This is a genomic window from Bradyrhizobium sp. UFLA06-24 (genome assembly GCF_054967145.1).
Map to the genome: position 1 here is coordinate 166,536 of NZ_JADFUE010000001.1, position 25,227 is coordinate 191,762.

Below are 25,227 nucleotides of genomic sequence, written 5' to 3' on the forward strand. Positions count from 1 at the left end.
CGCATGATGCCGGCCCAGGAGACTTACGATGTCATTGTCATCGGCGCCGGTGCCGGTGGCATGACAGCGGCCGTTGTCGCTGCCGCGGAAGGCCTGCGTGTGCTGGTGATCGAGAAGACCGCCTTTGTCGGCGGCACAACGGCGTGGTCTGACGGAATGGTCTGGATCCCCGCCAATCCTAAAATGCAGGAGGCAGGGCTCTCCGACAGCATCACCGATGCCGTCCAGTATCTATCAAGCACGGTGCCTGAGACCGCCAATGCAGGCTTGCGCGCGGCCTTTCTTGCGCGTGGGCCGGAGGCGGTCGCCTATCTCGAAGGCAAGACGGAGGTGCGCCTCCAGCCGGTGAAAGCCTGTCCTGACTATTTTCCGGAGCGGCTGGGCGCAACATCAGGCGGGCGCGTGCTGGAGCCGGTTGCATTCGATGGCACGAAGCTCGGCGCGCATTTTTCACGTCTGCGCGCGCCGCTGCCGGAATTCACGCTGTTCGGCGGGATGATGGTCGACCGGCTCGACATCCCGCATCTGCGCCGGATCGGAAAGTCGCTTCGTTCGACCTTGCGCGCGGCGCGGCTCATCTGCGAATACGCATTGCAGCGGCTGGGCAGTTCGCGCGGCACGACGCTGCATCTCGGCAACGCGCTCGCGGCCCGGCTCTATGCCTCGCTGCTGGCGCGGCAGGTGGAGGTCCTGTTCAGCGCCGACGTCGAGGATTTGTCGATGCAGGGCGATCGCGTCGGTGGTGTGGTCATTCGCCACGGGTCACGCGATCGTTCGATTGCGGCGCGGCGCGGCGTGGTGATCGCGACCGGCGGCTTCTCGCATGATGCGATCTTGCGCAAACGCTTTTTCCCGACGGCTGCCGGCGTCGTCTCGGCAGCTAACACGTCAATTACCGGTGATGGGCTCCGCCTTGCGACCGCTATCGGCGCGGCGCTCAACATGGACGCAACAAGCCCGGCCTATTGGGTGCCGGCCTCATTGTTCCGCCGTGCCGACGGCAGCCGCGGCGTGTTTCCGCATACGGTGACGGACCGCGCCAAGCCCGGTGTGATCGCCGTCAATGCCGCCGGCCGGCGCTTCGTCAACGAGGCGTTGCCGTATCATGAGTTCGTGCTCGCCATGCTGCGCGACCTCGATGGGGAGCCGAATCGGCCGTTCCATCTGATCTGTGATCGTCAGTTCCTTTGGCGTTACGGTCTCGGCCGCATCAAGCCGTTCACGCACAATGTGTGGCGCTACGTGGCGGCCGGTGAGCTGATCGAGGCGCGCGACATCGCAGGGCTTGCCGCCAGGATCGGCATCAAGCCGGCAGTGCTCACGGCGACCATTGCAAGTTACAATTCCGGTGCGAAGGAGGGGCGCGATCCCGAATTCGGCCGCGGCAGCAACATTTACCAGCGCCACCTCGGCGATGCCGCACACAAGCCAAATCCGTGCGTCGCGCCGATCGTTGGTCCACCGTTCTTCGCGATGCGCATCTATCCGGCGGATATCGGTACCGCGATTGGCATGAAGGTCGATGCGCAGGCGCGCGTACTGCGCGAGGACGGTACACCGATCGCGGGGCTTTATGCCTGTGGCAACGACATGGGTTCGATCATGAACGGGAATTGTCCGGGGCCGGGAATCATGCTCGGGCCGGCCCTGACGTTCGGGTATATCGCGGGGCGGCATCTGGCGGAGGGCGCGATGACGTCGGTGACGGCAAGCGCGGCTACAACGCCGGTCTAAGCACTCCCACCGCTGTCATGCCCCGCGAAGGCGGGGCATCCAGTACGCCGCGCCTTCTCAGTTCAACCACAACCGTCTCGGAGTACTGGATCGCCCGGTCTTCGCCGGGCGATGACACGGAGTGTGTGGTTGTGGCTCGTCACTCCGCCGCCGCTGCAAAGCGGCTGTTCTCCAGCTCCGCTTCCAGCCGCGCCGTCTCGGCGGCCGCCAGTTTCACGTTGGCTTCCTTGACGTGGCCGAATCCACGGATCGTCTCCGGCACACGGGCGAGACGCGCCAGCAGCGGGATCTGCTCAGCCTTCAATGCGGCGGTCCGCTGATCGATCATGCCAAGGTAGTCCTGGATCAGCTTGCGCTCCATCCGCCGCTCTTCGGTGCGGCCGAACGGATCGAGCGTGCTGCCACGCAGGAACTTCAACTTGGCGAGAATGCGGAAGGCATGGATCATCCAGCCGCCGAACTCCTGCTTTTGCAGCCGTCCCGTCGCCTTGTCGCGCTTTGCGAAAATCGGTGGGGCCAGATGGTACTTCAGCGTGAAGTCGCCGTCGAACTTCTCCGACACCTTTTTAGTAAAGCTGCCATCGGTGTAGAGCCGCGCGACCTCGTACTCGTCCTTGTAGGACATCAGCTTGAACAGGTTCTTCGCGACCGCCTCGGTCAGCTCCGTGGACGCGGGCGAGGCGGCCGCTTCCGCCTTGCGTACCTTGGCGATGACCGCGAGGTAGCGGTCGGCATAGGCCTTGTCCTGGTAGCGCGTCAGGAACTCGGCGCGCGTCGCGATGATGTCGTCGAGCGATTTGGTCGGCGCAGAGGCCCGGCTCTTGAACTGCAGCACGCTGCGCACCCGCGACATATCGTGGGCAGCGAGGCGGCCCCAGGTGAAGGCAAGTTTGTTCATCTCGATCGCCGCACCGTTGATCTCGATGGCGCGCAGCAGCGCTTCCAGAGACAGCGGGATCGCGCCCTTCTGGAAAGCGAAGCCGAGCATGAACGGATTGGTGGCGATGCTGTCGCCCAGCAGCGCCGCGGCAATGCCCGTGGCGTCGATGATGTCGAGGTTCTTGTCGCCGACCGCGTCACGCAACACGGTCTGCATCGTGCCCATCTCGAAATCGAGATCCGGATTTTGCACGAAGCTCGCCGTCGGCTGCAGGTCGGCGTTGATATAGGCCTTGGTCACACCGCGCTCGGCGCGGCTGAGCGCGCTCGGGCCGGCCGAGACGATCATGTCGCAGCCGAGGATGACGTCGGCACCGCCCGTGGTGATGCGAACGGCGGAGATGTCCTCCGGCTTCGGCGCGATGCGCACATGGCTCATCACCGCGCCGTTCTTCTGCGACAGGCCGGTGAAGTCCAGCGCCGAGCAGCCGCGGCCGTCGACATGGGCGGCCATGCCGAGCAGGGCGCCGATGGTGATGACGCCGGTGCCGCCGATGCCGGTGACGAGGATGTTGTAGGGGCTGTCCAGTTCACGCGTGGGCGGCAGCGGCAAATCGGCGAACAGCTGGCCGGAATCGACTGCCGAGGTCTTCATGCGCTTCAGGCTGCCGCCGTGGACGGTGACAAAGCTTGGACAAAAACCTTCGACGCAGGAAAAGTCCTTGTTGCAGTTGGACTGGTCGATCTGGCGCTTGCGGCCGAACTCGGTCTCGAGCGGCTGCACCGAGACGCAATTGGAGGCCTGCGAGCAATCGCCGCAGCCTTCGCAGACGAGCTCGTTGATGAACGCGCGCTTGGCGGGATCCGGATAGAGCCCGCGCTTGCGGCGCCGTCGCTTTTCCGCAGCGCAGGTCTGGTCGTAAATGATGACGGTGAGGCCCTCGATGTCGCGCAGCTCGCGCTGCACGGCGTCGAGCTCGCGGCGGTGATGGATGGTCGCGCCCTGCGGGAAGTAATTGCCGTCAGGGTATTTGCTGGGATCGTCGGAGACGATCGCGAGCCGCTTGACGCCCTCGGCCCAGACCTGATGCGCGATCTGCGCGACGTTGAAGGCGCCCTCCGCGGGCTGGCCGCCGGTCATCGCGACGGCGTCGTTGTAGAGGATCTTGTAGGTGATGTTGATGCCGGCGGCCGATGCCGCACGGAGGGCCAGGAGCCCGGAATGGGTGTAGGTGCCGTCGCCGAGATTCTGGAAGATGTGCTTCTCGCTCGTGAATGGCGACTGGCCGATCCAGTTCACGCCCTCGGCGCCCATATGCGAGATCAGATCGGTGCGACGGGTCGGCATGCTCAGGGCCATGCCGTGGCAGCCGATGCCCGCCATGGCACGGCTGCCCTCGGGCACGCGTGTCGAGGTGTTGTGCGGACAGCCCGAGCAGAAAAACGGCGTGCGTGCGAGCTTGATCGGCGCATTTGACGTGACGGGATGGTCGAAGGCCTCGAGCCGGGCGAGGCGCTGCTCCAGCAGCGGGCTGTGATGGCCGAGCTTGCGCAGGCGCGCCACCAGCGCACCAGCAACGATGGTCGGCGTCAGTTCGCCCTCGCTCGGCAGCAATGGCGCGCCGCGCTCGTCACGTTTCCCGGTGACGGTCGGGCGCCTCGATGCATCGATGTTGTAGAGGATGCGCATCAGTTGGTCTTCGATGAAGCCGCGCTTCTCCTCGACAACCAGCACGTCCTGAAGACCTTCGGCGAAACGCTTTGCCCCGCTTTCCTCCAGGGGCCAAGTCAGGGCCACCTTGTAGATGCGCAAGCCCAGGTCCTGCGCGTCCTTGTCGATAATGCCCAAGTCGGCGAGCGCCTGGCGCAGATCGAGGTAAGCCTTTCCGGTTGCGATGATGCCGAGCCGGGCCGGCTTGGAATCGAGCACGATGCGGTCGAGCCGGTTGGCGCGCGCGAAGGCCTGCACCGCTTCCATCTTCGGACCGAACAGGCGCTTCTCGGCCTCCAGCGGCGGATCGGGCCAGCGGATGTTGAGGCCGCCGGGCGGCATCTCGAAATCCTCGGGCAGCGTGATCTGGATACGTTCAGGATCGCTATCAATCGAGGCCGAGCTCTCCACTGTTTCGCTGATCGCCTTGAAACCGACCCAGCAGCCGGAGAAGCGCGACAGCGCGAAACCGTAGAGGCCGAGATCGAGATAATCCTGCAGCGTTGCCGGATTGATCACGGGGATCAGCGCTGCGGCGAACACCTGCTCGCTCTGATGCGCCAGCGTCGAGGACTGACAGCCGTGGTCGTCGCCCGCGAGCGCCAGCACGCCGCCGTTGCGCGAGGTGCCGGCCGCATTGGCATGCTTGAGAGCGTCGACCGAGCGATCGACGCCGGGGCCCTTGCCGTACCAGATGCCGAATACGCCATCGACCTTGGCGCCCGGGAACAGGCCGACCTGCTGGCTGCCCCAGACCGCGGTGGCCGCCAGGTCTTCGTTCAGGCCGGGCACGAAAGCGATGTCGTGCTGCTGTAGATGCGACTTGGCGCGCCACAGCGCGTGGTCGTACATGCCGAGCGGGGAGCCGCGATAGCCGGAGATGAAGCCGCCGGTGTTGAGCCCCTGGAGCCGGTCGCGTTCGCGCTGCAGCATGGGCAAGCGGACCAGGGCCTGCGTACCGGACAGGAATATCCGCTTCGATTCGAGCCGGTATTTGTCGTCCAGCTCGACCTGCAACAGCGTCATTTCAAGAGTCCTTGTCGTCGTGTCCGGTGGGGAATTTTGCGCCGCGGAAAGACGGGCGATCTGCGAAGCGGATGTTGCCAGTCAAAAGCATGCAGCCCCGAAGTCAATATCGCTGGCCGCATCCGTGGCGGGCCTGCTAGTCATGGCTGCCTGTGGAGGAGCCTATGACTGCAAGAGCGTTCGATACCGAGATCGTCGAGACAACCGAGGCCCTGATCGGGCCGTGGCGTCAGCCGCGCCAGATGCTGCACGCGCAGGTTTACGACGCGCATGCCTCCATCCACGACGATACCACCGCGCAGAAGCTCGGCTTCAAGGGCGGCACCATCGAGGGACCGACGCATTTCAGCCAGTTCGCCCCGCTCGGCGCGCGGCTGTGGGGACAGGCCTGGTTCGAGAGCGGCTGTCTCTCCGCGCATTATCGCAGCGTGTGCTATGAGGGCGAGGAGGTGCAGGCGATCCTGTCAAAACCTTTGCCCGGAACGGGCCAGTGCCAAATCCAGATGGTGAAGCGCGACGGCACCGAGGTGCTGCGCGGCACGGCCTCCGTCGGCGATGCACAGGTCGCGACCGCGCTCGAGACGCGCCTCTCCGAACTCAAGCCGCTCGCCGATCCCGTGATCCTGCGCGACGTGCAGGTGGCCCACACCAGCAAGCGACAGACGGTGCGGATGGCGTTCGACCAGAACATGGGTGACCTCTATCCCTTCTCGCTGCGGCAGAAGCTCGCCGTGATCACCGAGAACTCGCCCTATTATTCGAGCAGCGAGAATCCTTGGAGCAAGCCGATCATCCCTATGGAGATGCTGAGCGTGCTGTTTCAGTACCGCTCCAAGGACGATCCGTTGCCGGCGAAGGGACCCGCTGTCGGCCTCTTTGCTGACCAGGAGATCCGTCTGGTGAAGGGGCCGCTCTTCGTCGACGAGGAGTATGAGGTCGAGCGCGAAGTGGTAATGCTCTCAGGCAGCCGCCGCACCGAGAGCGCCTGGGTGAAGACGCGCGTGTTCGACAAGGCGGGCGCGGTGGTGGCGACGATGCTGCTCAACATGGCGACGCTGAAGGACTCTTATGCGCCGTATGAGGAGGAGTATGGGCGGCTCTATGGGGCCGGGCGGTAGTGGGAACGCGCTTCGCCCACTTACTCCGCTCGTCATTCCGGGGCGACGCGAAGCGTCGAGCCCGGAATCCATAACCACGATCGGGAGTATGGATTCCGGGCTCGCGACTTCGTCGCGCGCCGGAATGACGGGTGGAGAGTGCGCGACCGCCGCTCATCCTTTAAGCAGATGCACGTCGCAAAGCGGTCGCACATTGAATAAGCAGGTGCCGATTGCTAGCGTAAACTTCTGACCAAACAGCAAATTTCACCGCGGCCTGTTCGGCTCCGCGATTGTACACAATGGCACGCCGCTTGCAGAACTCCTGGCAAAGAGAGTTCTCGCGAGGGGCGTCATGTTGAACTCAGCCAAGCCGACACTGGGCGTCATCAATGCCGAGCCCGAGCCGATCAAGCTCGACTGGGCCGCTACCGCGCTCCTCATCATCGATATGCAGCGCGACTTCATGGAGCCCGGCGGCTTCGGCGAGACCCTCGGCAACGATGTCAGCCAGCTTGCGCGCGCAGTGAAGCCGATCGGCGCGGTGCTTAAGGCGGCACGCGACACCGGCATGCTGGTGATCCACACCCGCGAGGGCCATCTGCCCGATCTTTCCGATGCGCCGCCTGCAAAAGTCGAGCGCGGCGCGCCGTCGTTGCGCATTGGCGATCCCGGCCCGATGGGGCGCATTCTGATCCGCGGCGAAGCCGGCCACGACATCATCCCCGAGCTCTATCCGCTCGACAGCGAGGTCGTGATCGACAAGCCCGGCAAGGGCGCGTTCTACGCCACCGAACTTGCGGAAGTGCTCGGGAATTACGGCATCGAAAACCTGCTGGTGTGCGGCGTCACCACCGAAGTGTGCGTGAACACCACCGTGCGCGAGGCGAATGATCGCGGCTATCGCTGCGTCGTCGTCTCGGACGGTTGCGCATCCTATTTCCCCGAGTTTCACGAGATGGGCCTGAAGATGATCAAGGCCCAGGGCGGCATCTTCGGCTGGGTCGCAGACTCCGCCGCAGTTCTGGAGGCGATGAAAGTTTCGATCACATAGGGGCGTTATCATGAGCACATCGACGGGGACGGCCGGCAAGTCCGCTTTTCAGCCGGCGTTATGGACATCGGGCGACTGGAACGCGTTTTTCGGCTTCGGCACCAACATCCTCGTCAACATGCTGGTGCTCACGGGCCTGCTGCGCTTCGTCCTGAAGATGCCTGACAGCCTCGTGTTCGGCCGCATCCTGCCCGCGCTGGGGCTGATGATGTGCCTTTCCACCTTCTACTACGCTTACCTCGCCTATCGCCTCGCGCAGAAGACCGGCCGCAGCGACGTCTGCGCGCTGCCGTCTGGCGTCAGCGTGCCGCACATGTTCATCGTCACCTTCGTGATCATGCTGCCGATCACGCTCAAGACCGGCGATCCGCTGAAGGGGTGGTCGGCCGGCCTCGTCTGGGTGTTCTTCCAGAGCTTCATCCTGATGATCGGCGGCTTCATCGCGCCGTTCATCCGCAAGATCACGCCGCGCGCGGCGCTGCTTGGCACGCTTGCCGGCGTCTCCGTCACCTTCATCTCGATGCGGCCGGCGCTCGAGATGTACATGACGCCGCAGATTGGCCTCGTCTGCTTCGCCATCATCCTGGTGAGCTGGTTCGGCGGCGTAAAGTATCCGAAGGGCATTCCCGCAGGTCTCGTCGCCATCGCAGCGGGCATGATCATCGCCTGGGGCTCGAACCTGTTCGGGCTTGGTCTCGGCGGGTTGAGCGTCGCGGGTGTCGGCGCAGCCTTCGCCAATTTCGGCTTCTCGGTGCCGCTTCCCGCTGTCGGCTACGTCTTCTCGGGCTTCGAATTCCTCGGTGTTATCCTCGTCACCGCCATTCCGTTCGGCATCTATGATCTGGTCGAGGCCATGGACAACGTCGAGAGCGCGGAGGCGGCCGGCGACGAATATCCGACCACGCGCGTGCTCACCGCCGATGGCGTCGTCAGCCTGATCGGCTGCATGATGGGCAATCCCTTCATCAACGCCGTCTATATCGGCCATCCCGGCTGGAAGGCGATGGGAGGACGCATCGGCTATTCGGCCGCGACCGGGATCATGGTGGTGGTGCTGGCTTGGTTCGGCATCATCTCGGTGCTGCTGGCCTTGGTGCCTGTCGTCGCGATTTCGCCGATCCTGCTCTACATCGGCATGCTGATCGGCGCGCAGGCGTTCCAGACAACGCCGGTCAAGCACGCGCCCGCGATCGTGCTGGCGCTGACGCCGCACCTCGCCGCCTGGGCCAAGCTCCAGATCGACACCATGCTTGGCTCGACCATGATGGCCGCGACCAGTGTCGGAGGCCTCGCCGCCGACAAGGTCGACGCCGTCAAGGCTGCTGCGATCGCCGCGCTGCCCCAGCAGGGCGTGTTCTATCACGGCCTCGAGGTGATGGGCGGCGGCTCCATCCTCGGCGGTCTCATTCTGGGGGCGATCGGTGTCTTCATCATCGAGCGCGATTTCGAAAAGGCGTCGGCCTTCGCACTGGTCGGTGCCGTGCTGACTTACTTCGGTTTCATGCACGGCGAAGCTGTCGGCCTCGGCGGCGGCTTTGGCGTGACGCCCGCGGTGGCGTTCGCCTACGCCGTGATGGCCGCGGGCCTGTTCGCGGCGAGCAAGCTCGGCGCCACCGAGCATTATGCCGCGCATCCGGAGATGCACGCCGCACCGGCGGAGTAGGCCAATTTCAAGAAATGGCCGGTTTCCTTGTGTGGGTCGGCCATTTCAATTTCAGGTGTGACTACCCGCCCTTGACGGCCCCCGCCGTCAGCCCGGCCACGATCTGCCGCTGCGCGAACACCGTCAGCAGCAGCACCGGGAGGGTGACGATCAGTGCGGCCGCGGCGAGCGGGCCCCAGCTCAGCTGGTCGAACGAGATCATGTTGTAGACGGCGACGGGCAGGGTGCGGGTCTCCCGTCCCGCCAGCACGATGCCGAACACAAAATTGTTCCAGGAGAAGATTACGGACAGGATGAACGCGACGGCGATGCCGGGCTTGGCGATCGGCAGCGCGACGTGCCGGAACACCTGCCAGCGGCCTGCACCGTCGATGAGGGCGGCTTCTTCCAGTTCCAACGGCGTCGTCTCGAAATAGCCGATCATGATCCAGATCACGATCGGCACCGTCACCACGAGATGGATGATGATCTGCGGCACCAGCGTGCCGAGCAGGCCGAGCCACTGGAACAGCAGGAACAGCGGGATCAAATAGGACAGGCCGGGCGTGATACGGGCGATCAGGATCACGATCGCGGATTTGTGCGCGGCCATGCGTGCGATGCCGTAGCCGGCGGGAACGCCGACCATTAGCGCAAGTGCAGTCGCGCCCCCGGTGACGATCAGGCTGTTGAAGAAATAGGTCACGAAGCGGTTGGAGGCGAGCACGTCGGCATAGTTCTTCCAGGCGACATGCTCGGGAATGAACACGGGCGGGTAGGCGGCGTTGTCGACCTCGAACTTGAGCGACAGCGACAGCATCCAGAGGAAGAACAGGATGGCCGGCGATACGATGACGAGCACCGCGAACCACAGGCTCATCCTGCTGATGATTTGCTTTACGGTCATGCGTCGCTCGCCATCTCGCTCCACAGCATGCGCTGGCGCATGTAGAGCATCAGGGCCGCGAGGGCGACGATCAGGAGGAAGAACACCACCGCGATCGCCGAACCGTAGCCAAGGTCGTAATAGGTGAAGGCGACGCTGTAGAGATAGATGTTGATCGTCTCCGACGCCGAGCCCGGTCCGCCCTGGGTGATTGCGAAGATGATGTCGAAGCTCTTGACCGCGTCGATCATGCGGATCATGCCGGCGATGAACAGGAACGGCGTGATCAGCGGCAGGGTAATGAAACGGAACACTTGCCACAGGCTGGCGCCGTCGATCTGCGCGCTCTCATAGGGCTCGGTCGGGATCGCGGCGAGCCCGCCCAGCACGATCAGCATCACCAGCGGCGTCCATTGCCAGGTTTCGACCAGCACCAGCGAGGGGATCACTGTCGCCGGATGAAACACCCAGAGCTGCGCGGGAATGCCGACCAGCGAGAGCAGGTAGTTCAGCACGCCGAGCTGCGGGTGGAACATCATGGTCCAGACCAGTGCGATCGCGACAGGCGTCGCCATCATCGGCATGATGAAGATGCCGCGCAGGAAGCCGCGCCCGACGAATTTCTGGTGAAAGACCACAGCTGCGAATGTGCCGAACGCGAGCGGCAGCAGCACGGACAGCACGGTATAGACAAGCGTATGCCCGATGGCTTCGATGAAGCGGGGATCGCTGGTCAGCCGCAAATAGTTGGAGAACCCGACGAAGGTGGTCGGCGAGCCGACCTTCCACTCGTTCAGGCTCATCCAGATGGTGAAGACCCACGGGAAGATGATGATCGCGAGTACAACGACCAGCGCCGGCACCACGAACGGCCAATAGGACGGTGGCCGCAATTCCTTCTCCGGCGCGGCACCAGACTCTACCGCGCCCGGAGTCGCCTGTGTCAACGCACTCACGCCTTTTCGCTACGCTCCAGGATCGGCCGGTATTGGTCGTTGGCCTTCTTCAACTCGGTGGCGGGATCGGCGCCCGACAATGTCGCGGTGAGCGCCGCGCCGACGATGTCGCGGAATTCCGCGACCGGGATCACGACGGGAAGGCCGAGCTTGCTGATCTTGGCGGAGTCGATCACCGATTGCAGCCATTCCTTGGGCATCTTCACGCCCTTCTGGATTTCAGGATCGTTCAGGATCGAGTTGCGGAACGGCACGCCGCCGCCGGCCTGCAACAGCCGGGCGCCTTGCTGCTTCGAGACCATCCACTGGCACAGCAGGTAGGCGGCTTCCTTGTTCTTGCTGGCAGCTGGAATGCCGACGCCGTCACCGTAGGTGGCCGAATATTGTCCCTTTGGTCCGGCGGGTACGACGGTGTAGCCGACCTTGCCGACCACGCGCGAGGCTGCGGGATCCTCCAGCGGCGGCGCCCAGCCGACGCCGTCGATCCACATCGCCGAGCGTCCTTGCGTGAACGAGGCCATGGACTCCATCCAGTTGAAGCCGGCGACGCCGGGTGGGGCGACTTTCGTCAACAGCGTTTGATAGAGTTTTGTCGCAGCGATCGCTTCGGGGCCGTCGGTCAGGATGTTGCCCTTGGCATCGAGGAATTCGCCGCCATAGTCGAGGAAGAAGTTGGTCCACAATGTCATGTTGGCGTTGCGCAAGCCGCGCCCGACGAAGCCGAAGGTGCCTTCCTTCGGATCGGTGAGCTTTTCGGCAGCGGCGACCATTTCATCGAGGGTCTTCGGGACCGCGACGCCCTTCTTCTGGAACAGCTCCTTGTTGTAGTAGAGGATGAAATAGTCGACCGACCAGGGTAGCGACAGCATCTGGCCCTTGTCATTCTTGGCGTATTGCAGGCCGGCGGCCGAGAAATCGCTCTCGACAAGATCAGGCGCGGTCAGCGTCGGATCCTTCATGAAGGGCGTCAAGTCGGCGAGCCAGCCGGCCTTCTCGAATTGCCGCTTCTGCACGTGATAGCTGAGATGGACGACATCGAAGCTCGGTCGTCCCGAGGTCAGCTCGATCACGCATTTCTGCCGCTGCTGCTGCTCGGGGATCTGCTCGGATTCGACCTGGATGCCGGTGAGCTCGGTGAACTCCTTGACGTATTTCTGCAGATTGTCGCCGCGTGGTCCCTTGGCGAGGATCACCTCCAGCTTGGTCCCGGCATACTTCTTCCAGTTCACCTCGGCGCGCGCGGGCAATCCTGTCAAGCTGAGCGCGCCAGCCGCCGCAGTGCCCGTCAAAAGCGTACGGCGCGAGATTTTGTGGTCAGCCACTTCAGTCCCTCCCTGTGACTCGTTTTGGGGGGATACTAGCGGCCGTTCCGCGCCTGCCTAGTCCTAATTTGGCCGCTACGGTCGCACTGCCGGCGTTTCCATCGGCATTCCGCGGGCCCGCGACATCAGATAGAGCTCGAGCGCAACCAGTTCGGGCGCGCCATAATCATAGGCCTGGGCGCGAACACCGCTCATGCAGCTTCGCAGGCGCCGCTCCAGCGATCCCAGAGTCTGCCATTCCAGCCGATAGATCGGATAGCCGGTCGGTTGCCCTTGCGTGATCGGCGAGCCCGCGAGATGCCTGTCGAAGTTGTCGTCGTGACAATTTACGCAGGCCAGGTTGAGCTGACCTTCACGCTCCATGAAGAGATGGCGGCCCTGTTCGACAAAAGGTTTTGCCTCCGGGGCGTCCCCTGCCGTGATCGCGATGCCGCGCGATTGGTGGGCGACGAATGCGGACAGCGCGAGGATGTCGTGGCTCTCAAAAGGCAGCGGCGGGGCGTGTTGATGATTGGCTCGACAGAGATTGATGCGCTGGTCGAGCGTAACGGGACGGCCCAATGCCTTGTCGAAGGCGGGGTAGCGTGCCGCGATCCCTTTCATGCTGCTCTTGGCATCGCCGTGACAATCCGCGCAGGCCTTGTCTGCGCTGCCTTCCTTCTTCGTCCACAGTGCTTCGCCGTCGAGCACGAACAGCATGCCCGGATTGGACGTGTCGTCATCCTGCATGGCGCGGGTGTCAGACCCCATGAAGGAATAGCCGGAGCGACGTGCATCAGGCGGGATTTCTCCTGCAAGCAGGGCCGGGGCCGTGGCAAGAAGTGCCGCCACTGCTATCGCGCGCCGGAATATCATTCGACCGTGATCGATGCCGATGCGGTGGACGAATAGCCGTTATCGCCGATCCATTCGAACTCGAACTTGCCGCTCTCTTTGGCGACCGTAAAGAACGACAAATAAGGATTGGCCGCGATGGCCGGAAACAGATCGGCGCGAAAGATCTCGGTGCCGTTGTAGCGGCATGTGAAGCTCGTGATGATGTCACGCGGCACCAAGGCGCCGTCCATGGTGTGGCGGAAACCGGTTTCCATGATGTGCGAGGTCAGCGTGCGGATTTCGATGATGTCGCCGCGCTTGGCTTTCGCCGGAACGTTGATGAGCGCAGCCATCAGTTCATCTCCTCGGTGCAGGCGGCCAGGGTGACGACGACGTCGACGGCAACTTGCCAGAAGGTGTCGTCGGAGAGGCGCGCAATCGCGACCACCTTCTGGGTGTCGGCGAGCCGGATCCGGGTCGAGACCTGGGCGCGGCCGGAGGCGGGAGTGAGATAGAAATTACCGATGTTCGGCTGCGGGTTCTTCTCGTTGAAGATGTGAATGCTCTTGACGTACTCGGTCGCCGTCATCGGGCTTGCGATGCTCACCGTCATCGGCACCGTGTTGCCGTTCTCGACCAGCGGTGGAATGTCGAGCTTGATCCTGCCGCTGCGAATGGGCGCTTCGCCAACGACGTTGCGGATCGCGCTGTTGAGCATCGCTGGCGTCGCCTCGACCGGCCGCAGGGTGACGATCGGAATGACCGTAACCCCGCCGGCAAGGCTCAGGAATTGTCGTCGCGTCGTTCGCATGAACGGTCCTAGTCCCGAAGCGTTGCGAGAAAAGCCACGATGTCCTCGATCTCCGCGGCGGACAATATCGGCTTGCCGGCGAAAGTACGCCCAACCCGCACCAGCCCGTCGTTTCGATAATAGGAGGGCATGATGGTCTGCGGGTTGAACCGCGCGGCGTCAACCAGCCGAAGTCGCAACTGGCTCACCGTCCAGCGGTTCCCGGCACCGGCGAGATCAGGCGCGAGGTCGCCCTGGAACCGCGTTTCCGGGAAGGGGCCGGAATGACAGAGGATGCAGGTGGTGGTGCGTGCGACCACCAGCGCGCGTCCACGCGCGGCGTCGCCGGGCGCACCGGTAAGCGATTCCGCAATGCCGTCAGCTGTGATTTTGTAAGGCACGAGTCCTTCCGCGTGCGTATCGGAGATGAACGCGAGACCGACCAGCAGCACGGCGATGTAAAGGTCGGATCTAGCCAAAGGTGTCCGCCGTGATGGTTTGAAACCAGTGTTCGGCCTCAGCCGCTTCGCGGGCGCGCAGTTCGCGCGGCGCATCGACCGGGCTTGTCGCTCCGCCCTCGACCTCGGCGAAGATATCGCCTTTAGGCTGGTAATTGCCGGCAAGCGAGAAACCATAGCCGGGCGCCACGATGTTGTAGCAGACGCCGGTGAGCCGCGGTGTTTCCGGCGCGCGGCCGCCGAGCAAGGCGACGATCGCAGCGGCGCAAGCCTTGCCTTGCGCGCTTGCCGCCGATGCCGACTTGGGGATGCCGCCGCCAAGGCACGCGTCGCCGATGATGTGGACGTTCTTGACGAGCTTTGACTCGAAGGTCACGGGATCGATCGGGCACCAGCCGGTGGCATCCACGGCGCCCGCGACCGCGGCAATGTGGCCGGCGCGCTGTGGTGGGATGACGTTGGCGACGTCAGGGGTGTAATTGCCGAACTCCGTGACGATGGTCTTGGTCGAACCATCGACGGATGTCACGCGGCCACCTTGAGACAGGCCGATGCGCTCGATCATGTCGCCATAGAGCTCCTTCCATGCTTTCTCGAACAGCCGCTGCTGCGGGAAATTGTCCTTGGCATCGAGGATGAGGACTTTCGAGCGCGGCTTGTTCGTTTTCAAATAGTGGGCGATCAGGCTGGCGCGCTCGTAGGGCGCGGGCGGACAACGGGAGGGATTGGCAGGGATCGCCATGGCGACCGTGCCGCCATCGCCCATCGCCTCCAACTGCCGGCGCAGCAGCAGCGTCTGCGCCCCCGCCTTCCAGGCGTGCGGCATCTTTTCCGATGTGATCTCGTCATAGCCCGGCAAGGCTTGAAAATTGAAATCGATGCCGGGCGAGAGCACGAGACGGTCATAGGGTAGCGCGACGCCATCAGCCGTCAGGACGCTGCGCTGTTGCGGCTCGATCGTGGTCACGGCCTGGCCGACGATGGTCAGGCCCTCGGCCGCGAGCTTGTCATGGCTGAACTGTTGAGCTTCGATGTCGCGCAGGCCCGCGATTACCTCGCTGCTGAAGGGGCAGGCGGTGAAGACCACATCGGGTTCGATCAGGATGACCTGCAGGTCGGCTTGCGCGCGCTTGAGCGCGCGAGCACAGGCCGCTCCGCCAAAGCCGCCACCGACCACGACGACGCGGCCCGTCGACTGCGCGCGCAAGACCTGTGGCCGCGCCAAGGTCGCGGCCGTAGCGGTGATACCGAGCACGGCACTTCGCCGTGTCACCGGTCGCATGCTCATCAGGATCATCCAGGCAAGATGCCGCGGCGGCCATGATGGCCGCCGCGGCGTTTCTCAGGCAAAGGTGATGTTCTGGTCGCGCAGCGGGACCGATCGAATGCGCTTGCCGGTCGCCGCGAAATAGGCGTTGAGCACCGCCGGCGCGGCGACGCCGATGGTCGGTTCGCCGACGCCGCCCCAGAATCCGCCGCTTGGCACCATCACCGCCTCGACCTTCGGCATTTCGTTGATGCGCATCGAGTTGTAGCTATCGAAGTTGGTCTGCTCGATGCGACCATCCTTGACCGTGCAGCCGCCGTAGAACAGCGCCGAGAGGCCATAGACGAAGGAGCCGGCGATCTGCCGCTCAACCTGTGCCGGATTGACGACGTAACCGGGATCGGTGGAGGCGACGATGCGATGCACCTTGATCTTGTTGCCGTCCGTCACCGAGATTTCGGCGGCGCCGGCGACATAGCTGCCATAGCCCATCACCTGCGCGATGCCGCGATAGACGCCCTGCGGCGCCGGCTTGTCCCAGCCGATCCTCTCGGCCACGGCATTGAGCACCGCCAGATGCTTGGGGTGATTGCCCATCAGCTTGCGGCGGAACTCGAGCGGATCCTGGCCCGCTTCATGGGCGAGCTCGTCCATGAAGCATTCCATGTAGATCGCGTTGTGATTGACGTTCACGCCGCGCCAGAAGCCGGGCGGAACGTGCGGGTTACGCATCGAATGCTCGATGAGCAGGTTCGGCACCGCGTAGCCGAATGCGGCCTCGCCGGATTGCGCCACGCCTTGGAAGGCCGCCGGGTCCATGCCGTTCTGCAGCGCTTCGGGACGCACCGAGAACAGGATCGACTGTCCCGATAGCCGGTAGTGCAGCGCGATCAGATTGTTGTTGGCATCGAACGCGCCTGTCATCCTGCACTGGGTGACCGGGTGATACTTTCCGTGCGTCATATCTTCTTCGCGTGACCACAACAGCTTGATCGGCGTGCCCGGCATCTGCTTGGCGATCGCGACGGCCTGGCGAACGTAGTCCGTCGTGCCGCGCCGGCCGAAGCCGCCGCCGAGCATCAGCTTGTGCACGTCGCACTTCTCCGCCGGCAGGCCCGAGACCTCCAGCACTGCCGCGAAGGCCGCCTCGCCGTTCTGCGTGCCGCACCAGACTTCGCACTTGTCCGCTGTATAGAGCGCGGTGGCGTTCATCGGCTCCATGGTGGCGTGGTTCTGGTACGGATAGTTGTAGACGGCCTCGATCTTCTTTGCCGCGCCGGCGATCGCCGCCTTTGCATCACCGTTCTTGTTGCCGACGAAAGCTGGTTGCGCATCGTCGAGGCCCTCGGCGAGCCATTTCGCAATCGTCTCGCTCGAGACCTTGGCGTTGTCGCCTTCGTCCCAGACGATCGGCAGTGTTTCCAGCGCGGTCTTGGCGTGCCACCAGGTGTCGGCGACGACCGCGACCGCGGAATCGCCGACCTTGACGACCTTCTTGACACCTTTCATGCCGGCGATCTTGGTATCGTCAAAACTCTTCACCTTGCCGCCGAACACCGGGCAATCCTTGATCGCGGCGTTCAGCATGCCGGGCAGCTTGAAGTCGATGCCGTAGACCATCGCGCCGGTGGTCTTGTCGGCCGTGTCGAGCCGCAGCAAGCCTTTGCCGACGATCGTCCAGTCCTTCGGATCCTTTAGCTTGACGTCGGCCGGCGGGGTCAGCTTTGCCGCGGCCTCGGCGACCTTGCCGTAGGTCGTGGTCCGGCCCGACGCCTTATGGGTGATGACGCCCCTGGCGACGGTGCACTCCGAGGCTGGAACCTTCCACTCATTCGCGGCGGCCTCGATCAGCATCACGCGGGCAGTTGCACCGCCCTTGCGGACATAGTCCTGCGAGGAGCGGATGCCACGGCTGCCGCCGGTCGAGAAATCGCCCCAGGCGCGCTTGCGAGCGACGCTCTGACCAGGAGTCGGATATTCGGTTGTGACTTTCGACCAGTCGCATTCCAGCTCCTCGGCGACGAGCTGGGCGAGGCCGGTGAGCGAGCCCTGGCCCATTTCGGAGCGGGCAATGCGGATCACCACGGTGTCGTCGGGCCTGACCACGACCCAGGCATTGACCTCGGGCGAGCCGTCGGCCGCGCGCACCACGGCGGGGCCGCCGAACGGGATATCGAGACCGACGGCGAGGCCGGCGCCGACAGCGGCGGTGCCGATCACGAAAGCGCGGCGGTTTATCCTGGGAGAAACATGCTTGTTCATGTGCCGGCTCCTTACGCGCTTGCGATCGTGTGGATCGCTTCGCGCACCTGCTGGAAGGTGCCGCAGCGGCAGATATTGGTGATGGCCTCGTCGATATCGGCGTCGGTCGGCTTCGGTTTCTCGTTCAGCAAGGCCGCCACGGCCATGATCATGCCGCTCTGGCAATAGCCGCATTGCGGGACGTCCTTGGCGATCCAGGCCTGTTGTACCTTGTGCAGCGTAGCGCCGGAGGCGAGCCCTTCGATCGTGGTGATCTTCTTGCCCTCGGCCTCGGCTACCGAAATGCCGCAGGAGCGGGTGGCTATACCGTCCACGTGCACGGTGCAGGCGCCGCATTGTGCAATGCCGCAGCCGTATTTGGTGCCGGTCAGGCCCGCATTCTCGCGGATTGCCCAAAGGAGCGGAGTGTCCGGCTCGACGTCGAGGATGAAGGTTTTTCCGTTGATTGTTAGGTTTGCCATCGCAAGTCCCCTGATTGGCCCATCCACCGATGGACTCAGCGGCGCAATCTGTCCGGCCAACTGGAACTGTTCAAATCAAGAGTCTGAGGGTTGTCCTCGAAGAATTATCGCGGCTGCGGGAAGATTGTGAGGCGGGAGGTGTTATGGCGCTTTCTGAAAGTCTCCCGAATAGCATGGTCGCGCCCTCTCCCTGAACGCCAGCAGCATGGCCTGGCGCGACGTCCGGACGCCAGCGACGCGCGACAGCTTGTCCCTTTTACTGGGGTGCAAGGCTGCGCTGCTTTGCTAGAGTGATGGCAAGCATTCGAAAGTTCCCTGGGAGTTCCGTAAACGTGCCGCAGCCCTGCAACGTGCTCATGCTCTATCCGCTGTTCACCGCGGAGTCCTTCTGGAGTTTTGGCGAGTCCTGCAAGCTGATGGGTGTGCGGCGCCCTGCCGCGCCGCTGGGGCTGATCACCGTCGCGGCGATGTTGCCGGAGAGCTGGACGGTCAAGCTCATCGACTGCAACACGCAGCCTTTTTGCGATGAGGATCTCGCCTGGGCCGACGTGGTCTTCACCGGCGGCATGCTGCCGCAGCAGGCCGATACGCTGCGGCTGATCGACAAGTGCCGCGCGGCGGGCAAGCCGGTGGTGGTCGGCGGGCCGGATCCGACGTCAAGCCCTCACATCTATGAGAAGGCCGACTTCCAGGTGCTCGGCGAAGCCGAAGGCGTCATCGACGAGTTCATTGCCGCCTGGGACAGCGGGAAGCGCTCGGGCGTCTTCACGGCGCCGAAATTCCAGGCCGATGTCACCAAGACGCCGGTGCCCCGGTTCGACCTGCTGAGGTTCGAGGACTACCTCTATCTCGGTGTGCAATATTCGCGGGGATGTCCGTTCACCTGCGAGTTCTGCGACATCATCGAGCTCTATGGCCGTGTGCCGCGCACCAAGACGACCGAGCAGATGTTCGTCGAGCTCGAGCGGCTCTACCAGATGGGCTATCGCGGCCATCTCGACTTCGTCGACGACAATTTCATCGGCAACAAGAAGTCGCTGCGCCAGTTCCTGCCCCAATTGGCCGAGTGGCAGCGCGCACACGGCTATCCTTTCGAGCTGTCGACCGAGGCCTCGGTGAATCTGGCTGACGATCCTGAATTGCTGGAGCTGATGGGGGCGGCGAATTTCTTCGGCATTTTCGTCGGCATCGAAAGTCCGGATCCTGCGACGCTGGTCGCAATGCGCAAGAAGCAGAACACGCGGCGCAACATCGCCGAAAGCATCCACAAGATCTATGCCGCCGGCATGCTCGTCACCGCGGGTTTCATCGTCGGCTTCGACAATGAAAAGGTCTCGATGGCGGATGCCATGGTCGACTTCATCGAGGAGGCCGCGATCCCCGTCGCCATGGTCGGCCTGCTCTATGCCTTGCCGAACACGCAGCTCACGCGGCGTCTGGCCAAGGAAGGTCGTCTGCATCCCGATCACGATCTTGCCTCGACGACTGGCGGCGACCAATGCACCGGCGGTATCAATTTCGATCCGGTGCGGCCGCTGCGCGAGATACTGACGGACTACAGGAACGTGCTGGAACGGATCTACAGCCCGGCCGCCTATGCAGGCCGTGTCGACAAGTTGATGACCTTGCTCGACCGTTCGAGGCAGCGCCATGAGCTCGCCGACGGCGACATCCGCGCGCGGGTTGGTGCGATGGAGACCGTGCACCGCGTGGTCACCGCGATTCCCGAGGCACGGGGGCCGCTCTGGCAGACTTTCATGAACTGTGCCAAGCGCGACACCTCGTCGGCGCGGATCGCAGTGCAGATGATCGCAGCCTATGCGCATCTCGGCCCGTTCTCGCGCAAGGTCATCGATGCCATCGACGCGCGCCTCGCCGCGCTCGACGAGCAAATGCCTGTTCCGGTCCTTGCCGATGGCGCGACCGCGGCACGAAATCTGGCCTGACACCCGGGACTGAAGTCGAATTCTCGACCGCACTTGTGAGCCGGTCGCTTGACAGCGTGACAGCCTGAAGGGGATCGTTCTCTGGATAACGCCAGTTGCAGTGGCAGCGGAGTGCGGCATGTCCAGAAAGGTGATCGGCTGGTCGGTTGCGGCGATCGTCGCAGTTGTTCTGATCTTCAATTATCTGCCTTCGTTCGTCGCCGACTCCCTCTACAAGAACGTCGACGACATCACCGACGGGGAGATGCCCGCCACCGTCACCTCATTTGAATCGGGGCCCGATGTCGTCAGCACGATCGGCGGCAGTGGTGAGGGGTTGAATTGCAGCCTTCCTGCGCTAACCAACCTCTTTTTCGACGGAAGCAGCGATTCTCGAGGGAGACGCCATCTCGTGCTGCAGCGGTTCCGGCAGGCCTGCGTCTTCCACGACCTCTGCTACCGCCATGGCCTCGCCACCTACGGCTATAACCAGAATGATTGCGATCGCATCCTGCAGAATGCGGCGTTCCGGCTGTGCGTCTATATCCGCAACGGCAGCGGCACCGGCAGCGCGACGCGGTGCCAGACCGACTCGAAGATGGTCCTGGCGGGTGTCAGCATGGGCGGGTACAACGCCTTTCGTGGCTGGGACCGGTCAACCTATTTCGAGTTCGAATCCGATCCTTTCCGCTCGGACGGCTTCCAGGCCAGCCGGGTGGTAGATCATCCGTTCAAGGCCGTCGATCCCGTCAAATATCGCAACGACCCGGATCAAGTCATCCTGACGTTCGAGAACATTCGATCCGATATTGCCGTCACCTGCATCACCTGCGGGCAACTGCCGGTGTTCGAATATACGCAGGATCCGAACCAGGTCGACGCCGAACTGCGTTCGGTCGGCGTGACGAAACTGCCGGAGGCGTTGCTCAAGCGCGAGCCGATGTTGTCGGAAACCGTTCCGATCTGGCTGCCGCCACGGCGCCATCATGCGGCTCCGCATTTGCTGGTCGATGCTGCGGGCAAGGATCATCTGATCTGGATGAGCCGGAACAATCCGCAGGACACCATGTCCTGCATCGTTGGTTCCGATGCCGCGCGGCTTCTGACCAACACGTTGCCGCGGCGGGATCTGTGCTCGATCGATTCCGGCTCGTCGCTGACCATGGTGGAGATCGACATGTTCGCGACGTCGCCGTTGCCGATGGAAATTCCAGGCGCGCCGGACCCGATCTACGCGACAGCGATCAGCCCGCAGAGGACACCCGACAACGATCTTAGTTTCTGCTCGCGCTCGGCATCCCGGCCCGTCGATCGATCCGGGAACGACGACCGGTCCGCATGCATCGACTTCTCCGGAGACGATGTCAGCAAGGGCGCAGCCCTCGGCGCATTTCAGGACTTTCCGATCATTCGTCCCGGACAACAGATTGTCTTCGCGCGGGACGTCGACCAGCGGACGACTTCGCCGCTGACGGCGATCTTGCAACGTGCCTTCGGCGACACCTATTCACCGGGAGGAGCGCTCCTCGTGATCGACGTCGGGCCGCCGACCACGCCCAAAGGACCAGCGTCGGCCAGCCTGAAGAAGGTCGTCCGGTTCAACGTCGAAGATCGCTTCGATCCGATGATGCCGATGACGCGCAAAGTCGATGATTTGCGCTTCCTGAGCCTGGAGGCGTCGAAAGAGACCGTGCGCCTTCGGCAGATCGATTTCGCCAGGAACAACCCCGCCATGGGCAATGTCCGCTTGATGTCGGGAGGTGCCGACGTGGAGCTGGACCGCTCCTGGGCCGCAAGGCCCGTGATGGTGCTGGAGACCCGGGACGCTCGACCCAAGACCAGGCTGGTGTTCTCGCGTGGCGACATCGCGATCGACCCGGGCAAGCCCGTCGCGCCCGACGCGACGACGGAAGCGCTGACATTGCAGACCCTGGTGTTCGAACGCGACGCAGCCGCGCCTGCGGATGCGCCATTCGTCAGATCGGCAGGCGCGGCTTGCCGCATCACCTATGAATTCGCAGCCCACCACACCGACTGGCCATGCTATCGCGCTTTCGATCCCGATCGTTCGATGCGGGCCTCGCCGGCCGCTCGGATGCAGGCCTCGCAGATGCTGGTCGGGCATTTCTCGAAAAGCGCCGGCCATGCCATCGCGTTTCCCGATGCCTGTCTGAAATCGGAGCCGATCATTCTCGCACCGAAGGGGGATACGTTCACGCCGGTGAGAGACACCGCGGGGTGGAACGGTCCGCCAAAACTGAGACGGACGATCACATGCGAGCCGCTCGATGCGGCGGCAGTCGTAAGCCGGCCGATGGTGCAGAAGGCACCGTGAAAGCCGGTTTACTTCACCGCCAGCCGCAAAAAGCTCATCACGCTGCCGAGCGCGGCAAAGCCTGCACCCAGCGCCAGCGCCACGGTGGCGCCGTCATGGCCGGCGAACGCAAAGCAAGCGGCGGCGAGCGCCGCGCCGGTGGTCTGTCCGGTCAGGCGTGCCGTGGCGACGATGCCCGAGGCACTGCCGCCGCGGTGCGGCGGCGCGCTCGACATGATCGCCTTCATGTTCGGCGCCTGGAAGAAGCCGAACCCCATGCCGCAGATCACGATTCGCCAGACGATGTCGGGGATGCCGGGATTCGCCGGAAGCAGCGCGAGCAGCGCCATGCCGAGGCCGAGCAGGATGAGGCCGACGCCGCCGAGCAGGCCGACCGGATGGCGGTCGGAGAGGCGCCCCGCGATCGGCGCCATGATGCCGACCACCAGCGGCCACGGCGTCATGAAGAAGCCGGTCTCGACCTGCGAGCGCCCCAGCACATCCTCGAAATAGAATGGCAGCGAGACGAAGGCGAGGCCTTGCACGGCGAAGGAGCAGACCGCGGTCGCCGCTGACAGCGCGAACATCGGCCGGCTGAACAAATCGATCGGCAGCATCGGCGCCGGATGATCGGCGTGACGTCGCGTCAGGATGAAGCCGAGCGCGAGCGCCGTGATCAACTCGATGCCCACCAGAGCCGGCGACAGATTGTGCGCGGCGCTGCCGATACCCGTGATGAACAGGCCGAGGCAGACGGCGGCGAGCAGCGCGCCGAGGAAATCGAAACCGTGATCGGCGCGCGGCGTCTTCGGCAGCATCGCAAAGCCGATGCCGGTTGCGACGAGGCCGAAGGGAATGTTGACCGCGAACAGCCACGGCCAAGGGCCGACCGCGAGAATCGCGGAGGCGATCGACGGGCCGAAGGTGAAGGCGGTGGCGACCACCAGCGCGTTGTGGCCGAAGCCGCGGCCCTGCATCCGGCCGGGGTAGACGAAGCGCACCAGCGCGGTGTTGACGCTCATGATGCCGCTGGCACCCAAGCCCTGCAGCGTGCGCGCGACCAGCAGGCTGTCCAGCGACCACGCCACCGCGCAGAACAGCGAGGCGATGGTGAACAGCACGAGGCCGCCGAGATAGATGCGCTGGTGCCCGACGATCTCGCCGAGCGCCCCGAGCGGCAAGAGCGTCGCCACCAGCGCGATCTGGTAGACGTTGACCACCCAGACCGACTGCTCGGGGCTGACATGCAGGTCGGCGGCAATGGCGGGCAGCGCGATGTTGGCGATCGCGGTATCGAGCGAGGCCATCGCCAGCGCCGTGAAGATCGCGGCGATCGCCCAGCGGCGCTGCTCGGCCGGCAGGCCATCGGCAGCGGGATGATCGGGCTTACGCGCAGCGGCAGGTAACGTTGATGTCATTGCCTCAGCGCTTCGCTCCGGCGGTCTGGCGTCGATGATCCCAGGCCATGTACTACGCTTGAGGCGGCTTCCACAGCCATATGCTTGCATGCATTGTATGCGCGAAGGTCAGTCGCCGCGCTTGGAAAGGGAATCACCATGCATATCGTCGTTCTGCCGGGGGACGGCATCGGACCGGAGATCACCGCCGCAACCTCGGGCGTGCTGCGCGCCGCCTCCGAACGCTTCCAGCTCGATCTGCGTCTGGAGGAGCATGCGGTCGGCCATGCCAGCCTGAAGCTGTCGGGCACCACGGTGCGCCCCGAGCTGCTCGCCATCGTCCGCGGCGCCGACGGCGTGATCCTGGGGCCGACCGCGACTTTCGACTTCAAGGACGAGGCGCATGGCGAGATCAATCCGTCCAGGTACTTCCGCAAGAACCTCGACGTCTACGCCAACATCAGGCCCGCACGCACCTATCCAGGCCGACCGGGCAGGCTCGGCGATTTCGACCTCGTCGTGGTCCGTGAGAACACCGAAGGGTTTTATGCCGATCGCAACATGGAGCAGGGCAATGGCGAGCTCCTGGTCACGTCCGACGTCGTCATCTCGCTGCGCCGGATCACGCGGGCGTGCTGCGAGCGCATCGCGCACGCCGCCTGTCGGCTGGCGATGAAACGGCGCAGGCATCTCACCGTCGTGCACAAGGCCAATGTGCTCAAGATCGGCGACGGCATGTTCCTCGACATCTGCCGCGAGGCGGCGAAATCCTATCCCGGTCTCGCGGTCGACGACATCCTGGTCGATGCCATGATGGCGCATGTGGTGCGCAGCCCCGACCGCTTCGACGTCATCGTCGCCACCAACATGTTCGGCGACATCCTGTCCGATCTCACCGCGGAGCTTTCCGGCAGCCTCGGCCTCGGCGGCTCGCTCAATGTCGGCGACCGCTACGCCATGGCGCAGGCCGCGCACGGCTCGGCGCCCGACATCGCGGGGAAGGACGTCGCCAATCCGGTGTCGCTGATCCTCTCGACCGCGCTGCTGCTCGCCTGGCATGGCGAGAAGACCGGCGCCGTCCGCTACGAGGAAGCGGCGCGCGCGATCGAGGCGGCCGTGGCGAAGGCGATAGCAGAGGGCAGGGCGACGCGCGACGTCGGCGGCACGCTCGGCACGATCGCCGCCGGCGCCGCGATCGCGGCGATCCTGCAGGCGGCGTGAGTTTCCTTT

General features: G+C 64.1%; 19 protein-coding genes. 7 read left to right on the forward strand and 12 right to left on the reverse strand.

What is annotated here, in order from left to right:
• Positions 1–3: 3 nt before the first annotated feature.
• Positions 4–1,734, forward strand: coding sequence for an FAD-dependent oxidoreductase (locus IF809_RS00770; RefSeq protein ID WP_462836571.1), 1,731 nt, complete (start codon positions 4–6; stop codon positions 1,732–1,734).
• A 139-nt stretch (positions 1,735–1,873) separates the two neighbouring features.
• Here IF809_RS00770 and IF809_RS00775 read toward each other — a convergent pair whose 3' ends face one another.
• The gene (locus tag IF809_RS00775; RefSeq protein WP_462836572.1) at positions 1,874–5,350 is read right to left on the reverse strand and encodes an indolepyruvate ferredoxin oxidoreductase family protein; all 3,477 of its coding nucleotides are present in this window, start codon (positions 5,348–5,350) and stop codon (positions 1,874–1,876) included.
• A gap of 164 nt (positions 5,351–5,514) precedes the next feature.
• Here IF809_RS00775 and IF809_RS00780 point away from each other — a divergent pair, with 164 nt between their 5' ends.
• The 3 genes from IF809_RS00780 to IF809_RS00790 all read left to right on the forward strand — a co-directional run bounded on the left by IF809_RS00780 (position 5,515) and on the right by IF809_RS00790 (position 9,164).
• Positions 5,515–6,468 carry a hypothetical protein gene (locus tag IF809_RS00780; RefSeq protein ID WP_453979929.1) on the forward strand — a complete coding sequence of 318 codons (954 nt, stop codon included), beginning with the start codon at positions 5,515–5,517 and terminating at the stop codon, positions 6,466–6,468.
• 334 nt (positions 6,469–6,802) lie between these two features.
• Positions 6,803–7,501 carry a cysteine hydrolase family protein gene (locus tag IF809_RS00785; RefSeq protein ID WP_128967608.1) on the forward strand — a complete coding sequence of 233 codons (699 nt, stop codon included), beginning with the start codon at positions 6,803–6,805 and terminating at the stop codon, positions 7,499–7,501.
• Positions 7,502–7,511: 10 nt separating this feature from the next.
• On the forward strand, positions 7,512–9,164 hold the full coding sequence (locus tag IF809_RS00790; RefSeq protein WP_128967607.1) for a regulator: 1,653 nt from the start codon (positions 7,512–7,514) through the stop codon (positions 9,162–9,164).
• A gap of 61 nt (positions 9,165–9,225) precedes the next feature.
• On the opposite strand, the gene IF809_RS00795 is transcribed toward IF809_RS00790, so the two are convergent.
• From IF809_RS00795 to IF809_RS00840, 10 genes are all read right to left on the reverse strand, one after another.
• Positions 9,226–10,050, reverse strand: a complete 825-nt coding sequence (locus tag IF809_RS00795; protein WP_462836573.1) for a carbohydrate ABC transporter permease — start codon at positions 10,048–10,050, stop codon at positions 9,226–9,228.
• Positions 10,047–10,985, reverse strand: coding sequence for a carbohydrate ABC transporter permease (locus IF809_RS00800; RefSeq protein ID WP_462836574.1), 939 nt, complete (start codon positions 10,983–10,985; stop codon positions 10,047–10,049). Before IF809_RS00800 ends, IF809_RS00795 begins: the two co-directional genes overlap by 4 nt.
• A complete protein-coding gene (locus tag IF809_RS00805; RefSeq protein ID WP_453992269.1) occupies positions 10,982–12,307 on the reverse strand; it encodes an ABC transporter substrate-binding protein in 1,326 nt (441 codons plus the stop codon). The genes IF809_RS00800 and IF809_RS00805 overlap by 4 nt, the downstream gene beginning before the upstream one ends.
• A 75-nt stretch (positions 12,308–12,382) precedes the next feature.
• Positions 12,383–13,162 (reverse strand): sulfur oxidation c-type cytochrome SoxA, encoded by a 780-nt coding sequence (soxA, locus tag IF809_RS00810; RefSeq protein ID WP_462836575.1) that lies wholly within the window; start codon positions 13,160–13,162, stop codon positions 12,383–12,385.
• Positions 13,159–13,476 carry a thiosulfate oxidation carrier complex protein SoxZ gene (gene soxZ, locus IF809_RS00815; RefSeq protein WP_453979923.1) on the reverse strand — a complete coding sequence of 106 codons (318 nt, stop codon included), beginning with the start codon at positions 13,474–13,476 and terminating at the stop codon, positions 13,159–13,161. Before soxZ ends, soxA begins: the two co-directional genes overlap by 4 nt.
• On the reverse strand, positions 13,476–13,934 hold the full coding sequence (locus tag IF809_RS00820; RefSeq protein ID WP_462836576.1) for a SoxY-related AACIE arm protein: 459 nt from the start codon (positions 13,932–13,934) through the stop codon (positions 13,476–13,478). Before IF809_RS00820 ends, soxZ begins: the two co-directional genes overlap by 1 nt.
• Positions 13,935–13,942: 8 nt before the next feature.
• Positions 13,943–14,365 carry a sulfur oxidation c-type cytochrome SoxX gene (gene soxX, locus IF809_RS00825; protein ID WP_128969422.1) on the reverse strand — a complete coding sequence of 141 codons (423 nt, stop codon included), beginning with the start codon at positions 14,363–14,365 and terminating at the stop codon, positions 13,943–13,945.
• A gap of 19 nt (positions 14,366–14,384) precedes the next feature.
• On the reverse strand, positions 14,385–15,668 hold the full coding sequence (locus IF809_RS00830) for an FCSD flavin-binding domain-containing protein (RefSeq protein ID WP_462836577.1): 1,284 nt from the start codon (positions 15,666–15,668) through the stop codon (positions 14,385–14,387).
• 45 nt (positions 15,669–15,713) lie between these two features.
• Complete coding sequence (locus IF809_RS00835) at positions 15,714–17,900, reverse strand: xanthine dehydrogenase family protein molybdopterin-binding subunit (protein WP_462836578.1); 2,187 nt, start codon at positions 17,898–17,900, stop codon at positions 15,714–15,716.
• A gap of 11 nt (positions 17,901–17,911) precedes the next feature.
• Positions 17,912–18,361: a (2Fe-2S)-binding protein gene (locus IF809_RS00840; RefSeq protein ID WP_164938816.1), complete on the reverse strand. Its 450-nt coding sequence runs from the start codon at positions 18,359–18,361 to the stop codon at positions 17,912–17,914.
• Between the two features lie 293 nt (positions 18,362–18,654).
• Here IF809_RS00840 and IF809_RS00845 point away from each other — a divergent pair, with 293 nt between their 5' ends.
• The gene (locus tag IF809_RS00845; protein WP_453979917.1) at positions 18,655–20,307 is read left to right on the forward strand and encodes a B12-binding domain-containing radical SAM protein; all 1,653 of its coding nucleotides are present in this window, start codon (positions 18,655–18,657) and stop codon (positions 20,305–20,307) included.
• 118 nt (positions 20,308–20,425) lie between these two features.
• The gene (locus tag IF809_RS00850; RefSeq protein WP_462836579.1) at positions 20,426–22,621 is read left to right on the forward strand and encodes a hypothetical protein; all 2,196 of its coding nucleotides are present in this window, start codon (positions 20,426–20,428) and stop codon (positions 22,619–22,621) included.
• Positions 22,622–22,629: 8 nt separating this feature from the next.
• On the opposite strand, the gene IF809_RS00855 is transcribed toward IF809_RS00850, so the two are convergent.
• Complete coding sequence (locus tag IF809_RS00855) at positions 22,630–24,018, reverse strand: MFS transporter (protein ID WP_462836580.1); 1,389 nt, start codon at positions 24,016–24,018, stop codon at positions 22,630–22,632.
• 138 nt (positions 24,019–24,156) lie between these two features.
• On the opposite strand from IF809_RS00855, the gene IF809_RS00860 reads away from it, so the two are divergent.
• Positions 24,157–25,218 carry an isocitrate/isopropylmalate dehydrogenase family protein gene (locus IF809_RS00860; RefSeq protein WP_462836581.1) on the forward strand — a complete coding sequence of 354 codons (1,062 nt, stop codon included), beginning with the start codon at positions 24,157–24,159 and terminating at the stop codon, positions 25,216–25,218.
• Positions 25,219–25,227: the final 9 nt, after the last annotated feature.

Coding starts and splice junctions, on each gene's coding strand:
- IF809_RS00855 (WP_462836580.1), bottom strand. CDS start 24,018: ATGACATCAACGTTACCTGCCGCTGCGCGTAAGCCCGATCATCCCGCT.
- IF809_RS00860 (WP_462836581.1), top strand. CDS start 24,157: ATGCATATCGTCGTTCTGCCGGGGGACGGCATCGGACCGGAGATCACC.
- IF809_RS00790 (WP_128967607.1), top strand. CDS start 7,512: ATGAGCACATCGACGGGGACGGCCGGCAAGTCCGCTTTTCAGCCGGCG.
- IF809_RS00785 (WP_128967608.1), top strand. CDS start 6,803: ATGTTGAACTCAGCCAAGCCGACACTGGGCGTCATCAATGCCGAGCCC.
- IF809_RS00795 (WP_462836573.1), bottom strand. CDS start 10,050: ATGACCGTAAAGCAAATCATCAGCAGGATGAGCCTGTGGTTCGCGGTG.
- IF809_RS00835 (WP_462836578.1), bottom strand. CDS start 17,900: ATGAACAAGCATGTTTCTCCCAGGATAAACCGCCGCGCTTTCGTGATC.
- IF809_RS00775 (WP_462836572.1), bottom strand. CDS start 5,350: ATGACGCTGTTGCAGGTCGAGCTGGACGACAAATACCGGCTCGAATCG.
- IF809_RS00845 (WP_453979917.1), top strand. CDS start 18,655: ATGGCAAGCATTCGAAAGTTCCCTGGGAGTTCCGTAAACGTGCCGCAG.
- soxZ (WP_453979923.1), bottom strand. CDS start 13,476: ATGGCTGCGCTCATCAACGTTCCGGCGAAAGCCAAGCGCGGCGACATC.
- IF809_RS00850 (WP_462836579.1), top strand. CDS start 20,426: ATGTCCAGAAAGGTGATCGGCTGGTCGGTTGCGGCGATCGTCGCAGTT.
- IF809_RS00780 (WP_453979929.1), top strand. CDS start 5,515: ATGACTGCAAGAGCGTTCGATACCGAGATCGTCGAGACAACCGAGGCC.
- IF809_RS00770 (WP_462836571.1), top strand. CDS start 4: ATGATGCCGGCCCAGGAGACTTACGATGTCATTGTCATCGGCGCCGGT.
- IF809_RS00840 (WP_164938816.1), bottom strand. CDS start 18,361: ATGGCAAACCTAACAATCAACGGAAAAACCTTCATCCTCGACGTCGAG.
- IF809_RS00820 (WP_462836576.1), bottom strand. CDS start 13,934: ATGCGAACGACGCGACGACAATTCCTGAGCCTTGCCGGCGGGGTTACG.
- IF809_RS00830 (WP_462836577.1), bottom strand. CDS start 15,668: ATGATCCTGATGAGCATGCGACCGGTGACACGGCGAAGTGCCGTGCTC.
- soxA (WP_462836575.1), bottom strand. CDS start 13,162: ATGATATTCCGGCGCGCGATAGCAGTGGCGGCACTTCTTGCCACGGCC.